The 16668-nt window shown below is 41.5% G+C and carries 16 protein-coding genes; all 16 read right to left on the reverse strand.

From position 1 onward, the window contains the following. Positions 1–209: 209 nt before the first annotated feature. On the reverse strand, positions 210–581 hold the full coding sequence (locus tag ACKC4Y_RS07005; protein ID WP_409361050.1) for a hypothetical protein: 372 nt from the start codon (positions 579–581) through the stop codon (positions 210–212). A gap of 511 nt (positions 582–1092) precedes the next feature. Next, positions 1093–2115 (reverse strand): DUF3472 domain-containing protein, encoded by a 1023-nt coding sequence (locus tag ACKC4Y_RS07010; RefSeq protein WP_409361051.1) that lies wholly within the window; start codon positions 2113–2115, stop codon positions 1093–1095. Positions 2116–2833: 718 nt separating this feature from the next. After that, positions 2834–3496 carry a lysozyme gene (locus ACKC4Y_RS07015; protein WP_409361052.1) on the reverse strand — a complete coding sequence of 221 codons (663 nt, stop codon included), beginning with the start codon at positions 3494–3496 and terminating at the stop codon, positions 2834–2836. A gap of 13 nt (positions 3497–3509) precedes the next feature. Further along, positions 3510–3965 (reverse strand): hypothetical protein, encoded by a 456-nt coding sequence (locus ACKC4Y_RS07020; protein WP_409361053.1) that lies wholly within the window; start codon positions 3963–3965, stop codon positions 3510–3512. Positions 3966–4366: 401 nt separating this feature from the next. Then, positions 4367–5125, reverse strand: a complete 759-nt coding sequence (locus ACKC4Y_RS07025) for a tail fiber protein (RefSeq protein WP_409361054.1) — start codon at positions 5123–5125, stop codon at positions 4367–4369. After that, positions 5122–6246 (reverse strand): tail fiber domain-containing protein, encoded by a 1125-nt coding sequence (locus ACKC4Y_RS07030; protein ID WP_409361055.1) that lies wholly within the window; start codon positions 6244–6246, stop codon positions 5122–5124. The genes ACKC4Y_RS07025 and ACKC4Y_RS07030 overlap by 4 nt, the downstream gene beginning before the upstream one ends. Continuing rightward, complete coding sequence (locus tag ACKC4Y_RS07035; protein WP_409361056.1) at positions 6243–6701, reverse strand: hypothetical protein; 459 nt, start codon at positions 6699–6701, stop codon at positions 6243–6245. The genes ACKC4Y_RS07030 and ACKC4Y_RS07035 overlap by 4 nt, the downstream gene beginning before the upstream one ends. Before the next feature lie 130 nt (positions 6702–6831). Beyond that, complete coding sequence (locus ACKC4Y_RS07040; protein WP_409362163.1) at positions 6832–7050, reverse strand: hypothetical protein; 219 nt, start codon at positions 7048–7050, stop codon at positions 6832–6834. A gap of 262 nt (positions 7051–7312) precedes the next feature. After that, positions 7313–8776 (reverse strand): hypothetical protein, encoded by a 1464-nt coding sequence (locus ACKC4Y_RS07045; protein ID WP_409361057.1) that lies wholly within the window; start codon positions 8774–8776, stop codon positions 7313–7315. Positions 8777–9035: 259 nt separating this feature from the next. Then, positions 9036–9731 carry a hypothetical protein gene (locus ACKC4Y_RS07050; RefSeq protein ID WP_409361058.1) on the reverse strand — a complete coding sequence of 232 codons (696 nt, stop codon included), beginning with the start codon at positions 9729–9731 and terminating at the stop codon, positions 9036–9038. A 247-nt stretch (positions 9732–9978) separates the two neighbouring features. After that, positions 9979–11097, reverse strand: coding sequence for a N4-gp56 family major capsid protein (locus ACKC4Y_RS07055; RefSeq protein ID WP_409361059.1), 1119 nt, complete (start codon positions 11095–11097; stop codon positions 9979–9981). Between the two features lie 276 nt (positions 11098–11373). Further along, on the reverse strand, positions 11374–12168 hold the full coding sequence (locus ACKC4Y_RS07060) for a hypothetical protein (RefSeq protein WP_409361060.1): 795 nt from the start codon (positions 12166–12168) through the stop codon (positions 11374–11376). Between the two features lie 57 nt (positions 12169–12225). Continuing rightward, positions 12226–14052 (reverse strand): portal protein, encoded by a 1827-nt coding sequence (locus ACKC4Y_RS07065; protein ID WP_409361061.1) that lies wholly within the window; start codon positions 14050–14052, stop codon positions 12226–12228. After that, positions 14052–15377 carry a PBSX family phage terminase large subunit gene (locus ACKC4Y_RS07070; protein ID WP_409362164.1) on the reverse strand — a complete coding sequence of 442 codons (1326 nt, stop codon included), beginning with the start codon at positions 15375–15377 and terminating at the stop codon, positions 14052–14054. The genes ACKC4Y_RS07065 and ACKC4Y_RS07070 overlap by 1 nt, the downstream gene beginning before the upstream one ends. A gap of 22 nt (positions 15378–15399) precedes the next feature. Continuing rightward, positions 15400–15588, reverse strand: coding sequence for a hypothetical protein (locus ACKC4Y_RS07075; protein WP_409361062.1), 189 nt, complete (start codon positions 15586–15588; stop codon positions 15400–15402). A gap of 402 nt (positions 15589–15990) precedes the next feature. After that, positions 15991–16326 carry a hypothetical protein gene (locus ACKC4Y_RS07080; RefSeq protein ID WP_409361063.1) on the reverse strand — a complete coding sequence of 112 codons (336 nt, stop codon included), beginning with the start codon at positions 16324–16326 and terminating at the stop codon, positions 15991–15993. Between the last annotated feature and the right edge of the window lie 342 nt (positions 16327–16668).

The raw sequence follows: 16668 nt of genomic DNA on the forward strand, positions 1-16668 counted from the left end.
CAAGATTGGACAGACAACCACTCTGGTTAAGAGAAAAAAGCAAAACTCGTGCAGCGCTCTATTTCCATAAATTCTGGACAAGATAAACAACCATGCTCAGAATAAAATCAACACATAAGAAAATTGCCGTAAATAAAGAGTTTTGGTGTAAAATATTTTCCGTTTTTAAAATGAAACCCAACAAAGTCACAATAAATACATGAACGCGCTTAATTGTGACGCATTCTCAACCCCTGAAGAATAAAATATGAATGGCTATATCCAATTACAGGTTTATAACAAACATCAACCAACTGTGATGTGCTATAAGCTTTGTAGGCCAAATCCACAAGCTCAGGTTTTTCAATATAAAAAACTTTTGCCAAAAAATGTACATTTTCTATCAGCTTGACTTCCAAAACAGAGAGAATATTGGTTCCGTCTGCGTTTTTATAGGGGATTATAGAAATATTATTGATACTTCCTGATTGCACCAATGTTCCTCCGCTTTCTTGACAGTCATCTGCAAAACTCCACAGTCGTGCTGATGCCGGTCCAGTAATGCTCAAGGCTAAAAATATCAAAATTATTTTTTTCATCATAAGGGTACTCCTTCTTATATTTGATTGGTTTTGAAAATGATATGAAAATGCGACAAGTGAACGTATCCTGTTCACAAGCGTAAGAAAGGCTTCTTTAGGTGAGAGAATTCACAAAGGAATGAAGGTGAGAAGGCTCGCCCATCATACATCTAAGCGTGAAATCAAAAAACGGGATTTAAAATCAAATGAAATAACCCCAAATCTTCTTTGCGAAAAACACTTCCACAATATTGTATTTTACAGGGGTTAAATCACCGTTCAACTCGAATATACACTGTTCTTCGTGTCTTACTTTTAGCTTTTCATCCAAAAGTATAAACTTTAGAAAAACGAACAAAAAAGTAAAAGAGAAATGAGCTTAAACTGAACAATTTAAATCAGTCATAGCTTTCGCTTAAACAACAAGCCAAGAAAACTTCCAGAAAAAATGCAGCAAATGGTGATGCATTCACTCTCTATTGGCGCATAAACGATAACGCATCAATGCGCTAATACAAGCATGATAAATCTCTTAACGTGTGGTTATAATTTTCCAACTTTTACCATCAGACTGGTACATTAAACTCTGCCCCTTTTTTATTGTCGTCACGCCATTATTGACATGAATAGACGAATTGTAACTCGCTCCATGATCGACAAAAATTGATTTCCACTTAAACGCACCAGGTTTTGGAAAAAAGATATTTTGAGCCCAATGACCATCGTAGGAATGAATAGCAACCAGATCTTCTTTTTTCAATGCGTTAGAAAGTGTCTGCACTCTTATATCTCTCCCATTGATGAGAGGAACTTCAAATGTGTTGGATGGTGCAATCCCATCAAGATTTATAGTATTGGTGCAAGCTTCATCATTACATGTAGTTTGGACAAGACGATGATCATTGCAATTTCCATAGCTATAAGTGCTTTGTGTTGCTTTAACTTTCCCGTCCCCTATCGGATTCGAAAAGATTGAACTTTGTGGACCCATCGCAAAACAAGATGAAAGCTCGTCCGCACCTTGGGAATATTCTTCAACAAAACCTAAAGATGCATAGAGTTTACCAAAGGTATTTGGAACTTCAATAACCCCAACGATCGTTGTTTTCCCATTAAGCAGATCTGTCACAGTGCCCGTAACCAGATTTCCTTTTTTAGAAACATCTATCTTATATTGATGCCCAATTTTCCATGGTACCTTAATATGACATTGCACCCCAGATCCTTCATGGCTGAAAAGATGACAAGGACCACTTTTCCATTTTTTTGTATCCCAGATAGAAAAATTAAAGCTATGAACACCATTGCCATTATTTTGCAACCCAATATATCCAACATGTCCTTGCTGGAAATAAAACTGATTTGCCCAATAATATCTGGACTTTGGTCCACCATCGTTATTTATTTTTTGGAAAAACGTTAATTTATCAAATTCTGAATAAGCAGGCCATGTGTGATTAATAGCTACAATCCCACCAGCAACAACAGCATAGCTTGGTGAACTTATCAGAAATAATGAAAGTGCGTATAATATTTTTTTAAATTTATTATTCATATAATCTCCTATGAATTTTTCTTTTAGATCAACAAAGCAAACAAATAAGAGCAACCTTTATTAAGGTCTGAATCTACAAAAAGAATAAGAAGATTTGCTCTAGGTTTTACTCTGATTTAGAATTGGCGTTCCTTGGTCGGTTCGCACTGTTGCGCCGCTCATACGGTGCTCTTCATAGGCATAATAAGCAAGTTCAGTGTTTTATTTATCTCTTGCCCATCCCGCGCCATAAAATATTTTACCATTCATTTGCAAATTAACGCAAACAAGCATTGGTAGCAGAGAGCTTTCAAAGCGTCCTCCATAGCCTCACAACAGGAGAGAGAACGGCAAAAAAATCATCCCCACAGGTGTTTTAAGTTAATTTTTTTCCCCTATCCCCAACAGTGTTGCTTTTTCTAAAAAGCACTCTATCACCACAATCCAGCGTGATAAGAATGGCTCGTATTTCACCAATTATGGCGCTTTATGAACAACCGGGATCAACCATCCCACGCAAGACAACGACACATTCGTTTAGCGCCCCACCCAAGAGCAAGAGAGACATGAAAAGGAGTAAGAGAAAAAAATGTCTTCATTAATTTTCTGACCATTTTGAAAAGTCAAAACAACTTTACATCAAAATTCTGTTATACTCAAAAAAAGCGTCCATAAAAAAAGCTGCAAAGCGCAGCAACAATTCCCAAGACTACAATCAAGCCAAAATGAGACGAAAAAATCACTGATATTCTTCTCTCATCCGATAGAAAGACATCCCAATACCGGCGATTGTTGCCAAAACCATAACAATAGCGAAAGCCCATTGTACCGGCCCCTGTCCGGTTAAAATCCCCGTTAAACCTGAAAAAGAGCCAATGATTGGTGCCAAAACTTCCATATTCTGCCAAAAGGGCTTTTGAGGTGGCTCTACTTCTTGATAATTGGAAGAAACATAAGCGCCTTTAGCCCATAAACCTGCTTCAGCCGCCCGCCTGTGGACCAGCCCCTGTAAACGTTTTCCTCCCGCCTTGGTCCATTTTTGCAATTCAGCCGGTATCGCCTCATAATCTCCCTTATTGAGCTTTTTTAACAGTGTAGAATTTCTAAAAGCCTCTGCTCCCACATTATAGCAAAAAGACACAAGAGCGGCAAATTGTTCATCGGTTAAAGATCGATCAACCATCTGTTCAACCGTTTGCTCAAATTGTGTGAGATCTTTTTGTAAGAGGGTTTCCGCTTGGGCAGCAGTAATCTGCATTCCTTCCTCTACAACAGGCTCCCCTGCTTGTGCAGTATGCCCATAACCAATTGTCCACACACCAATAGCATCTTGATAAGCTTGCAAGCGGAGCCCCTCCCACTGTTTAATGAGCGCCAACCCCCCTTTTGAGATTTTTCGCATTTTTTAAAACTCCTCAAGTCTTTTTTTCTTCAAAAGTTGGAAATATTAATAAATCAGAAACACCAAATCCTGTATTACCACTTGCAATTCCAGTAGATAAATCAGAATGAAGGCTTATGCCGCCACTTATAATTCTATCAGATGCATGAGATTGAAGTCTTATATCACTGCCAGCAGTGATGAATTTATCGCCTTCCTTACCACTTTGACCCTTTTGACTGTCCTGTTTGTGTTTAGCATTCTCAGGATTTTGCAAAATCCTTTTCAATTGTTGTTCTAACGCATCCATACGCTTTGTCAGTTGTGTAGTTTCTTTGCTCTGTTTTTTATCCAAACGCTCGATATCTTGACGCATTTGATTCAACAGAGCATTCAAAGGCGCATGTCCCATTCTTCCGCTCGCGTAAAGAACCACGCGAATACGTTCAGGATCATCAATGTCAGAGATAGAAAATGGAAAAAGTGCCATTGTATGACCTCATTGGGATACGAATAAAAAGCAAGCGACCTCCGCTAGTTTGGCGTATTTTTGAACACGCCCACATCAAGGATGTTTATAATTGACGGAAAGGGAGCAACTATCAGCACAAATGATGTCTTTCAATCTTTCAACCAAAAGACTACCTTCTACCCAGTTTACACCCTCATCGACGTAAGCATTTTCTGATAAAATGAACGACCAATCATAAATCAAACACAGAGAAGAAAAGAAAGCTGTGATCTCTTTTTAGAGGCTAGCCTTTTCTCCCTTTGAAAGCCCATTTTGTCATCATCGACATGCAAGACTTTTGTTGTTACATTGACAAAAACAAACTTCAGATTCAAACAACGCTTTGCACATTTTTTCAGTGCCGTAAAAAGATTCAGCTTTCATGTTTTTACAGCATAAACAATTACAGCAGCGTAAGGATTCATAAGGTGAACTTTCGGTGATTTTGGATGTAAACTGGAATCCTTTGAATCTTGCAAATTGGGGACATTAAATGTTGTATGCCCATCCCCCATTCCCCATATAACCCCCATACCAAGTGCATAAAAGAGATCTTCATATTTCTCTCGCGAATACTCTTCACCATTACACCAAAGCCAACCTTCAGGTATAAGGTTCATAGTAAACATGCCAATAAAGCCTGTCGGAAAACTTTGAGAAATTTCAAGGATTTTTAGTGTAGGATTGGTTAAAAACCAACCATCTAGATTTTTTCCAGCAATACCACGAGAATAGACCAGCTCATAAAGACCACCCGTTTGCATTTCGCTACCCGTTAAAGGCTTTATTCCATCCGTAGTTATCTTATAAACGGGCTGTGCTGTTAATTGGTTTAACGCCACAGTTGTTTTTCCTTTATTCACCCCTTCTGCTTTAAATCGGATAACAATACCGTCCGTATAAGATGCGATGGGAGACTTTGTGGTCAAACGAATGGATGTTGTATTGTCATACTCTCTGATGGTAAACCGTGTCTCGACCACCCCACCACTATCTAATACATATTCTTTGATGCGTTGCATCATCGCACGAGCACTATCATTCACTGTACTTGGTGGCTGTCCTTCTGCCCAGTTGATTATCTCATCGGCATAAGCATTTTCGGATGCTATAAGTGACCAATCATAAATCGAACTCATAGAAGATATCCTTTTTGCAAAAAGTGAAGACGAGCAAAAAGAGAAGAAAAGAAAGAAAAGATTCTCTTTTTAGGTGTTTTAATTTTCTCCATTTGAAAGCCAATTTTGTCATAATCCACATGCAAAAGTTTTGTTTTTGCATTGACATAGACAGCATCAGGATTCAAACGCAGCACCTCTTGAGCAAGAACACCACGATAGCGTTGCGGATCTCCCTTATAATTAAACACATAAAGCGGATAGCCGTTTTTTTGGCCCATAGGGACAATATTTTCTTTCGCTCTCACATCAGAAAGCCCAAAAAGTCCTCCCACCAATCCAAGCACTTGTTGTGCATCACGTAACGGATCTTTTGTGATAGAAGGCATTGTTGTGGACTGTCCTGATTTGGTCCCATAATTTCCAGCGGCTTGTGTTCCCATTTGCAGCAACTGTGCCAACCGGTTCCACCCTTGATTATCTTGTTCGGTCCATTTTTGGCGTTCCGCATCCAAGACATTTTGGCGGTTTGCATCTTGGATCATCCCACCTTTTAAAGCATTGCTTTGCGCATTACTTTGTCCTTGAAAATAACTGTTGGCAGCATTGATCTGATCAACCAATGAACGATCAATCATCTGATTAGCATTCATCATATTTTTGACATCTTGATTATACTGCTGCGCAGTCGCATTTGTTGCCAAAGCCCCCAGCTCATCGGCAAGCACCCCTGTATGCGCCCCAGATCCGTAGCGCCCAGCTCCCGACATCGATTGATTAATGGCATCAGAAGTTTTATTGAGTGCATTTTGCAACGCAGCATTAAATTTAACGTTGCCTCCAATTGTGTTTCCTTTTGCCATATTAAAGAGATTATTGGCGCTTTGTGTTGGACCATTAAACCACTGTGTAAGAGCTGGATTGTTATACTGATCAGCAGCCTTTTCTAGTCCTGTGAGCGCATTGTTTGTCATATTGCCAAGCCCAGCAATGCGCTCCCCTTGATAAACATTCCCACCAATGCCTTTATTATAAAGATTAAGTGCTTGAGAGCTGGCTTTTTTAAGGATCTCTTCCGCCCAAGCGGGTGGTGCATTTGTCTGTGTTGTTGTTTGCACTTGAGGTGTTACTTTTTTTCTCATGGAACCAAAGCCTTTCTATAATGAATAAGATGACGAGAATATCCATGGTGGCTAAGCATTTTAGCCCATCCAGACCTTCCAAACATTTGCATTTCCTCAGCATTGATTGACCGCGCCCATTGTTCGACTTTCTCAATCAATTTGACCAATTCCTGTCCTCCCTCTCCAGCAAGATCTGAGAGGACAACATATTTTTTTCCCGTCTTGGTTATTTCAATTTTAGTAATTGCGAAGGCGCTAAATTGGGTTTCATTTTTTAAGATCAGCCACAATTGTGCTTGTCCGGCAGCGATTTCTTCAGCAATTGTTGCCAAGCACACATCATCGGGAAATCGCTTAGCATATTTTTGCAAAGCGGCATTTATGTCCTCTTGATAGGGCGCTATTTTTTCCCACGACCATCTCTCTGTGAGATGCGCAGAATAAAGATTTTGGCTGTCTTTTTTTTGTGTCATGATTTTGGCTGCTTCAGCTTTCTAGCAATGAACCCTATGACCGGATTTTTTGACATGCCTACTGCACTTTGGTCCAGCCAATTTGGCTTGGGCGCTCCCCCTTGAGAGAACAATGGAATCCACAAGCTTTTCAATGCTTTGAGAACCACTGCTTCATATGTGCAAAGATATTATCTATCGCATCTATGAGTCGTGCAAAATCAAGGATAAGTAAAAAGAGAAAGAATACTATCCACTTCATAAGGCGTGACATAACTTTCACACTTTGATAAGTAATAATTATCTCTTGAAGCATTTCTTTTTCTGCTTCCGTAAGTTCTGTATGTCTTTCAGTTTTTTTTCTGACCATGTTTTCATCTACACAAGCATTCACCTTGTTTTTTCATGTTTTAAGATGTCTCTCGCTAAATTTGTACAGATTACAGTGATGTCTTGCACATTTAAATAAGTTGCCAACCTGCGCGTATAGAAAGTACTCACATTGCTTTTTGTTATAGCGATCACGGTTCGCCACACCCTTCTACTACAGCTGAGCATAAGTTCACCACATGCTTCCTTTATTACAGCTGAGCATGTCCACCGCATACTTCCTTTATTACAGTCTGGCATGCTCACCGCATGCCAGCAGGCTTAAACTCAACATCAAATCCTGTCACATGCGACCAATTCACCCCCTCAGGGATGCGTAATTTAAAGCGATAAAACCGCGCTCTTGCACGAGAATGAATTTGCCCAGTATTATGAGAAGGTTTTTTTTCCGGCAACCAAACAGTTTTCTCTTCAAGCGATTGACGCAAACGCATTCCCACAGACAAATAGAACTCTCCACTATTGACCTGAGGCATAATATTTTTCACCCGCGTCATCATGCCATTAGTCTGCCCCATTTCCTGTGAGGTCACAACACAAGCCATCGGTTGCCCAGAAAATGCACCAAGCCTCCCCTGATGATCAAATGCTCCAAGAACAGGCGATTCATTTTGCCAAACCTTACTGTCGAGAGAAAAAGACAAACCATCAACGCTCTCTGAAATCCGATCAAGTCCTTCCAAAGTAGTCCCTGCTAAGAAAATCGGCAGGATCATTTTGATGTTCACAGCCGCTTTGGTCCATTTTTGCAATCCCCAATCATAAATAAGCAAAGTACGTTCTTGGGTTTTACCACCATCATCAACCATCCAATAAACGCGATTATAAACACCATCGATAGCGGAAGAGAGATTGGTTAAATTATTATGATTGGTTTTTGTCGTTATCGTTCGATCAATTTTTTCGAAGCCAATCGGTATAATCTGCCCCTCATGGGTCATCTGATAAAATCCACCTTCATCGGAAAAGAAAGCACAATCGCCACGACAAACGATAGAGTCAGCATTTTTTACACCACGTTTATCGTGGATTTTTTGGAAACTGAAAATAATCTTAGAGCCAGGGATAAAGGACCCAGCATAGATAGCAGAACGCATAAAGATGATTGGATTTGTTGTTTCCGTTGCCCCTTGCACGAATCCACCATCGGGGAAATCTTGATAATCGCAACTTTTTTGTCCAACAGTCCAGAATTCAGCATCGTTCAAACCCGACCAATGGACGCGCCGTGGATGCTCTGTCAATTTCATCAGACAGACAAAGTCGCCCCACACCCGCACAATACCAGCTTGTGGTGGATTTCCCTTTAAGTTTCTAAATCTGTTATCATGATTAATATCGATGACTTGTGGCTTATCATTCGCGTTCACAGCAATGACATAATCACCAAACAAAGCGAAAGACCAAGGGGCATCGACATTAGCAAAATAGGATTTTCCATTTCGGCTAATATCCTCCCACTTGAGTGTTATATTATTGAGAAGGTAGATTTTTTTTTCTGTTCCAACAATAATGGAAACACCAGATTTTGTTTTAACAGCAATTGCACCCAAAATAGGGGCAGGACAAGGCGCTGTCAAAGGGGTAAAGCTTGGCATAGGGATATAAAACCCATCAGCAGGCAACACATTAACAAGCTCATCGGTAAAGATCCCATTGATGTCAGCAACATCAGGCCGATAATCAGCGACTGGAAAAAAAGTCATTGAAAACCCCATTAGAAGAATATTTTGCAGTGCCTTTTCCGTGCGATATTTCAAATCACCAAGGCTTATTTTATTTTCAAAAAGCAAGAGCGCCTAAGCAGCTAAAGCCCCTAAAAGGAGGATAAAGCTCAAAGCGCTATAGGGTATAAGCCCCACCAGCTAGTAAGAGGATGATCAATCCATATTGCCATCAACATTCCTGTTGGCAACATCAACGCCAATCACTCACATCATGAAGCAGCAATTGAGAAAAAGCTCTTTAAAACTTCATAGGAAGAATATTTGAAGCGCCTTTTCGGCGTGATGTTTCCGCATGCAAGACCTGAAGCTGTTCTTGAAAATCATTGAAAGAAACAGCAGCATATTCAGGATCTTTGAGAATATTTTTATAGAGCTCGTATTTTGCACGCGCTTTAATAAGGTCAAATGCATGAATGAACCAAGGATTATCCTCTTGCATACCCATTCCCTCTCCAAAATACGCGCGCGCATAAGAAAGACGCACGGTCTCCACATTTGCAGGCGTTGGGAAGAGTCCTATTTTTTGCTCAGAACAGGTATAAAAGACCGGAGTTTCTAAAGGAGGTTGCGTTCCATATTGTTTTTGCAACGCCTCAGAGGGTTTAAAGAACAATTGTTTTTGCGTTGGTGCATATGTCCCTAAAAACACAGACTCGAGTATCATTCCAGGATACATAAAGAAACCATCCTCTTGCTCATACCATGTTTTTCTTGGCTTTGTTTTAAATGTCACTATTCTTTTTTCATTGAAGAAGAAAGGTTCTCGTTCACACAAACGCAAAGCAGTAAAAATGGAATCTTGAATTTGAACGGAATATTCCGCTGTTGTATCGTCAATTTCATCTTGAATAAGCGTGACCATATGATCAAAAGTTTGAGAATGGTCTAAATCTATGCAATCCTGATGATTGGAATCGGCAGGCGAAACAGTCATGAGCAGTAATAATCCTTTTGCGTGTGAGGCATTTTAGTTCTCCCACCTATAGAATGTTCTAGCGGGAGAGAATATTTTGCAAGCTTTCAAATAGCGTTGTTAGGTAAACGCTCCAGAAGTTCAGGTCATGCGTATATCAAAATCCTGAGCCCCTTTGGATGCTAAAGGGAATTCTCCCCCCAACGAGGGCGTTTTGTTGGGAGGAACATTTTGCAAACTTTCAAGCCGCGTTTTTAAGGCAGCGTCCTTAAGCAGGCGCTCCATAAGTTGGGATCACGATTGTACCGAAATCCTGAGCCCCTTGCGTACTTCCTGGTAAATTGTAGCAAGTTTTTTTCATACCGATAATGGTTTTAGCCGCCACACCAAATTCGCGTTCGTAATCGAAGAGCTCTTCGACCAATTTATAGCGCGTTGCACCACGATCTTTGCCAAAAGCAATGACTGCACTTTGTGCTCCAAGCAGAACAGCACGGCGCACATTTGGTACAGCTTTTCCTGTTGTGCCTGACTCGACACCTTCAGTAATATGTTCAGCTTCCCGCAAGACAACGCCATTATACATGCCCAAAGAACCATCATAGAGAGGGTTTTTGAGACGGCTTCCATTATAGATTGCCTTCGTAATGTCAAGCCACTGTCCCGCATCTGTATTGGTGCGCAATTGCGTCACTTGTGTTGGATGAAGATAAAGCACATAGACATTTTCGCCTTCAACGCGTACTGGTCTAATTTTTGGATTTGCCAATTTAGCGCGTTCAACAGCTTTATCGATCAGCTTGAGATCAAAAACATCGCTTTCTTTTAAATCTTCATCTTTTGTTTTTCCATTAGGGCGCACAACACGTTTATCGGTTGGTGCAGTTGGTGCATTAAATCCGTAATGAACGGGTTTAAGGGTAATCGTGCGTCCTTCAAAGTTGATTGTTTTTGCGGTATAGCCACAAACTTGAATGAAGAACATCATGCTAAGACGATCAGCATACCAATCAACCAAGCCATTTTTGGCTTCGGTACGCAAATCATGGAGAATGCGTTGCTGATCAATAGTGCCTTCATTTTTGACACGCACAGCGTGAACGAGCTCGTTAATAGCCAAGCGGTCATTGAGAAATTGCAGGGCTTCTTCATTGCCTTCAAGCGCCTGTCCTTCACTCACCCCATCGCCGAGCAACTGCACGCGCAAGCCAAAGCTAATAGCATCCCCACTTGCTTTATTGGTTTCATCTTTTAATTGTACGATACTGTTGGAATCATTTCCAATCAACGGAGCAATAGGGATTGCTTTTGAAACTTCTTGGTTTAGTAATTTAGACCATGTGCGCACAGCCATTGGGTCATTGAGTCCGATATAAGTTACGGTCATTTTATCCTCTTAACGATTATTGACATAAAAAACCCGGCAAAGCGCCGGTTGTTAATACTCCACATCTCTTCATTTTGCAGACGGTGAATTGGTTATTGTGACTTCTGTTTATTGATAACTTTTGCCTCCCCCTTTGAGACTCCCCCACAAATCCCCCTCGTGAAAGTTTCCACACAACAGACATTCCCTTCCAAAGGGCTCCACACCACACTTAACCCTAGAGGTTTTCTCTCGTGTCTTCCTGCTTTAAGAAAGGATCTCAACTGCATGTCTATTTTAGAGCTCCCCCCCTCCCATTAAACGGTTAAACGCAGCTTTGTTTTTGGGATCGTTAACCCACGTGCTAAATTCTGCCTCCGACATTTTGTCGAGCATATCCAAAGAAATAGGCCCCCCAGGCGTTAAGCCGTTATAAGCAGCAAGTGTGCGAGCAGAATTATGCCTTTCTTGCAAATTTTCAAAAGTATTACTTTGACCGTTTGTATAGCCAATTTTTTGTGCAATATCGTAGATCACTTCAGCAGGGTTTTGATTTTTTTGCGCACAATCGCGCAAAATCTGCTTCAATTCATTGCCAATCACTTCATCAACGACTTTTGGATCGGCCATTTCGGGATAGAGCGAAGCAACAGCAGCCAATTGTTTAGCACGCGTATCATAAATAAAATCAGCCGCTTGATCAAAGTCGTGATGCTTTTGTTTAACAGTACTCACAGAATGCTGATAAAAAGAATACAACTGTTCTGCTTCAGGGACAGTAGGCTGTTGCTTGGCATGCAACAATCCCTGCTGATGGAGTGTTTTTCCCAACCATTGCATATAACCCATAAAATCTTTTTGCGGATCTGGCGGGGCATCATCCCTTGCCACACCCTCAACCTCTTGTGATCGCGCTCCCCCTGCTGATGCACCACCGTCTGATACGCCTTGCTGATACCCTCCGATATTTCCTTCAAGCGTTTTTGCTTTTTCTCCGCCTCCAATTTCAGTATTTTCCACCGCTTGAGGCGTGGAAAGAAAATCCTGATTCAATTGATTTCGTTCGGCAGGCGTTAAGTGTTCTTGATCCATACGGGTATACCTTCTCTTTTTCGAACAATAAGATGATATTTTTTCCAATAAAGCCGTTTATCTTTGCGTATTTACCATCTGCAAAATCGACTGCATCATACGCTCTGCTCCAGCAACACCACTTTGTTGGGAAGCATTTTGCTCCTCCTCAAGCGCGCTTTGTTTTTGCGCTTTGATAGCGATTTTATGGATAAGCGATGCTGGCAAAGGCGAATAGCGCAAGAGATCAAGCATAATCTCTGGTGTTGTAAAATTCTGCATCAAAGGCAACAATTGCATAATAACCGCAAATGTACGCTCTTTTTCATTGAGGCTTGTTGGTGCATCATCGACGACAATATCATATTCCAAACTGGTGATCATTTCCCGTGTTAAGGGGACATACTGAGCATTTTCATCACCCGCAATGCGCACCAAACGCCCATCGGAGAGATAATTTTGAATAAGATAGAGAATAATTTTTCCCTGTCGTTGCCGATAACGACGTAACCCATCAAAGAAAGAAGCCAACAAATTGAGTGAAGATTGGCGGCGTTGTTGTTCCAAAATCCCAGGTTGGTTCACCGCCCGTGTTCCAACAAATTCAGAAGACAAGCCTGTCACTTGTTCGATTGCACTCTTTGCCTCATTAAACAATTGGAAAAACCCTTGCGGGAATTGCGCAACCGGTTTAGGCTGGATTCTTCCTCCAGAAACCGCACCACTTTTCAACCAAGTAATACTATCAGCCCTCGCCCAACTTTCCACAGCTTGGCGATCATCGTCAAAAGCATCACGTTCCGCCATAATCCCACCTTTTGACTGACTATTGAGCAGGTGCATAATTTGACTAAAATACTTATTCGCCCATCGTTGCGGATCTTTTGTTGGCTTAACAATGCCATAAAACTGTCTGCTTAACTTATCAAAAGTACCGGTAATACACTCCCACCCCAATTGATTAGGTGGCACCAAAGGCTTATCAGGAGTGTCGAGCAATTTTTTTCCCAAAAAGGCACGTTTGACAATTTTTCTGGTCAATCTTGTTGCTTGGATGGTAGGAAACTCTTTACATAAGCTTTGAAACTCTGACTCAGAATAATCGGTAAACTTTCCAGTGAGCGGATCAAGGACTTTATAAACAACCTCGCGTTCGAACCAGCGGCATTCAGCCAAAGTAACCATTTTAGGGCTTTGAAAACTGCTCCCCTCATCATCATTTGCGCCATAGCTTTGCGTATCACCATTACTCATTTGATGCAAAACACTATGATTTTTAACCCAATCCGCATTAAGATCATCCCAATGGACATGAGGAAACATTTCCTGAGCAACCGCCAGAGGTTTTTCATCAATATACCACACACGCTGCGCATCGATAAGATTAGGTTTCACAGCACTAGCATCCCAAACCATTTTCATCGGGTCTAATCGTGCAATAACAGGCTTTCCTTGTGGATCTTCTTCATAATCAAGGCGTGTATCTGTCCATCCCATTCCGCAAATAATGGCATCTTGAAAGGCATCAGAATCCTCATACTCACCATCAGCTTCATCGCGAAACCATTCAGCCGCTCCAGTGAGGATTTCATTGGCAAAAGCCGCACCTTCTTGGCGTGGAATAAATTGCACTTGTCGTTTATTATTGCGCTCCGCCCCAATCACAGCATTAATCAAAGGCGCAATACGATTAAAGGTCATAACCGGTCTATTTTGTTCACGCAACACGGCAAGATCTTGCTCATTCCATTGCCGCCCATTATAAAAATCATAATCTTCTTGAGCATTTTTTCGCCATTGCTCAACATGGGCAATATCATCCTGATACCAGCCAACGAGTTTTTTAAAGAGCGCTTGATGTTCAAGCGGCTCTAAAGGATCAAAAGAATTGGTAGAAATATTCATTAAAAAGCCATCCATGAAGTTTGAGAATGGTGAGAAGAACGATAGGTCTTTTTTTGCAGGCGCACATTGGGTTGTTCATAAGCCACACACATGAGTCCGAAACTATCGGCACCATGGCTTGCCCAATCATGTTCAGCACCCAAACCAATATTGCGTTGTTCGTCTCGTTTTTCGTGGTACCAAGCAAGCGCTTTTCGCCCCGCACCTGTTGTATCCCGATTAAACCATATGGCAGGAAACAAGCGCCTTACGGCTTCGATGCGCATTTTAACCGCTCCCAGCCCTTGATTGGGGATCACTTTGGTTTGAAACCCAGCCTGCTGGAGAGCGCTTTCAAAGCTCACATTATAAACCCGATCTTTAGTAGCGCCATCATGGGGCAAGACCATTAATGCCTTGTCATATCCCCTTTGAAACACCCACCCCACATGCTCTGAGAGAGGCTGTCCTTGTGCTTCATAATAATCAAGCACGCGAATTTCACGCCCGACAAATTGCGCCACCCACAAAGCGGTAGCATCAGCCCTTGCCCCTGTTCCCCCGATATCCCAAAAGATTTTGACCTGCATCAGCGGATCACGCGGAACAGTGGTAATGCGCCCCTCCTGTTCAGCTTGCAATAGTGCTTTTTGGTAATAAGCACCTTGAACAGCTTGCATATATTCGCCTTCCCAAATATGATTATACTGTTCAGGTCTTTGTGCTAAATCCGCTTTTCGATCTCGATTGAGTTTTTCAGGAAATTGAGGATTATCGCGCCAATTAATTTCCACCCCTTTGATATTGGGATCATCGACATTTCGGAAACGTTTTTCCACGGGCGCATTTTCACGACAAGGGTTCCATGTTACCCATAATTCGGCATTCCAATCTTTTCCTTCTTCACGCAGCGTTGGAATGAGTGTTTGCCAAGCGGTTTCGGTCACAGGCTCCGCTTCATCCACCCAGCAGAGAAAAACCCTCCCCATTGATTTAATACTTGCAATATTACGATCAAGACCAGCAAAAACATAGACAATACGTCCATCTTTTGACTTAATATATTTATCACCCACCTCATAATAATCCTGTAGGAAAGGATAAGCCTCGATTGCGCGTTTAATTTCCTCCAACGAACTTTCATTGAGCGAATTTTGAAATTGCCGTGCACACAGAATAATGCCGCGTTCTCCAGCCTTTCCATGCCGATATCCGATCACAGCAGACATAAGAGCAAAAGAACGTGTTTTCCCAGACCCACGTCCTCCCCAAGCAGCACGCACATCGGCCTTTCCAGTAAAAACAGGAAGTAGCTTTGGAATAAGAGCAATTTGCGCCGTTGTCATGAATCCCCAAACACGATCCTTCTCAAAAACCACGCCACTCAGGCTCTACAGTCCTCAGGTTTGATATCCCCTCAAGCACCATATCTTTTAAAACCAAGGGCACAATCTCAACAGGTAAGATGCTTTTAACCGCCTCTCTCCTCCCCTCTCCAATCACTTGCAGAGCCAAAACCTTTGCAAGTGCCACAAAACAGAAACAGGCAGCACACACATCAACCTTTCCCCAAAAAAGGTTTAATTTTGGAAGAAAAACAATCTAAACGATCATCTTTGCAAGATCTCATGGGTTAGATATCTTGATTAAATAAAGAGAGTTCCCTCTAGTCCTTGCTTTTAGGTGCTTTCTTCAAAAAATCCGTTTAACCCCTTTTGCATAACCACCCCACACATTGCCACATGAAGTAGATCATCACCCCCGACAAAAGGCTCGAAAACATCCCATGAAAATTTAGCTTACACCCTTTAAGAGCATCAACAATCACCAAAAGTTACAGCACATATCTCAGATACCATAGTTTCCAGATATCACACCTTACAAGCAAATCTCTTAGAAACTAAGAAATCAAAGCTTCACATCACCTTAGGAAAAAACGCCTCTCAAATAACACGCCCTTCAGGTTTCACTCCCCTCAGATTTCGCACCCTCATCAGACTTCACATCCTTTGAAACCACCGGTACAATCTCAACACGCGAAATTGTTTTAACAGCTTTTCCCCCCTCTCCAGTCACTTGCAAAGGCAAAACTTTTGCAAGAAGTGAAAAAAAGGGCACAGGATTATTCAGTGCATGATATTGAAGGTAAGATACCAACCCATCCTCACCATAGTGATACCCAGCCTGTTCAGCCGCTGTAAGAAGGGCTTCATTAAAACGTCTTGTTGTTTTATTCAGCGCACCTTTTGGGCGCCCTCTTCGACGTAAGGGAAGACAATGTTCCTCTGTCACCATTACATTCTCTCAAACGAAGTATAAAGTAATTTTTTATAAAGAAATCAGTTGATAAAGTGAAAAAAAGCAAGATCACTTAACAAAATTGCGCCCCACTTAAAAAGCAGCATACAATAGGATGGTTTAGGTAATTTCTACTCGAATACCTTCCTTATCTTGTAAGGAACTTTCTATAATGTACCCAAAAACTCTACCTGCATATTATATCAGAAGGACCAACCTCATAATACCATGACCGTCTTTACCATAATGATAAAGACTGCCGATAAGCAGTACGGAGGTTGAGCCTTCTGACACAATACACAAATAGAGCTTTCAGATATATTATAGAAAGTGCCTCAC

The organism is Bartonella heixiaziensis, assembly GCF_046245125.2.
In the GTDB taxonomy this organism is placed as follows: domain Bacteria; phylum Pseudomonadota; class Alphaproteobacteria; order Rhizobiales; family Rhizobiaceae; genus Bartonella; species Bartonella heixiaziensis.

What these genes read in the sequence shown, in the direction of transcription:
- ACKC4Y_RS07060 (WP_409361060.1), bottom strand. Translation starts at nt 12,168, where the DNA reads ATGGATCAAGAACACTTAACGCCTGCCGAACGAAATCAATTGAATCAG.
- ACKC4Y_RS07005 (WP_409361050.1), bottom strand. Translation starts at nt 581, where the DNA reads ATGATGAAAAAAATAATTTTGATATTTTTAGCCTTGAGCATTACTGGA.
- ACKC4Y_RS07055 (WP_409361059.1), bottom strand. Translation starts at nt 11,097, where the DNA reads ATGACCGTAACTTATATCGGACTCAATGACCCAATGGCTGTGCGCACA.
- ACKC4Y_RS07045 (WP_409361057.1), bottom strand. Translation starts at nt 8,776, where the DNA reads ATGACTTTTTTTCCAGTCGCTGATTATCGGCCTGATGTTGCTGACATC.
- ACKC4Y_RS07070 (WP_409362164.1), bottom strand. Translation starts at nt 15,377, where the DNA reads ATGACAACGGCGCAAATTGCTCTTATTCCAAAGCTACTTCCTGTTTTT.
- ACKC4Y_RS07080 (WP_409361063.1), bottom strand. Translation starts at nt 16,326, where the DNA reads ATGGTGACAGAGGAACATTGTCTTCCCTTACGTCGAAGAGGGCGCCCA.
- ACKC4Y_RS07020 (WP_409361053.1), bottom strand. Translation starts at nt 3,965, where the DNA reads ATGGCACTTTTTCCATTTTCTATCTCTGACATTGATGATCCTGAACGT.
- ACKC4Y_RS07035 (WP_409361056.1), bottom strand. Translation starts at nt 6,701, where the DNA reads ATGACACAAAAAAAAGACAGCCAAAATCTTTATTCTGCGCATCTCACA.
- ACKC4Y_RS07030 (WP_409361055.1), bottom strand. Translation starts at nt 6,246, where the DNA reads ATGAGAAAAAAAGTAACACCTCAAGTGCAAACAACAACACAGACAAAT.
- ACKC4Y_RS07065 (WP_409361061.1), bottom strand. Translation starts at nt 14,052, where the DNA reads ATGAATATTTCTACCAATTCTTTTGATCCTTTAGAGCCGCTTGAACAT.
- ACKC4Y_RS07015 (WP_409361052.1), bottom strand. Translation starts at nt 3,496, where the DNA reads ATGCGAAAAATCTCAAAAGGGGGGTTGGCGCTCATTAAACAGTGGGAG.
- ACKC4Y_RS07050 (WP_409361058.1), bottom strand. Translation starts at nt 9,731, where the DNA reads ATGACTGTTTCGCCTGCCGATTCCAATCATCAGGATTGCATAGATTTA.
- ACKC4Y_RS07010 (WP_409361051.1), bottom strand. Translation starts at nt 2,115, where the DNA reads ATGAATAATAAATTTAAAAAAATATTATACGCACTTTCATTATTTCTG.
- ACKC4Y_RS07040 (WP_409362163.1), bottom strand. Translation starts at nt 7,050, where the DNA reads ATGGTCAGAAAAAAAACTGAAAGACATACAGAACTTACGGAAGCAGAA.
- ACKC4Y_RS07025 (WP_409361054.1), bottom strand. Translation starts at nt 5,125, where the DNA reads ATGAGTTCGATTTATGATTGGTCACTTATAGCATCCGAAAATGCTTAT.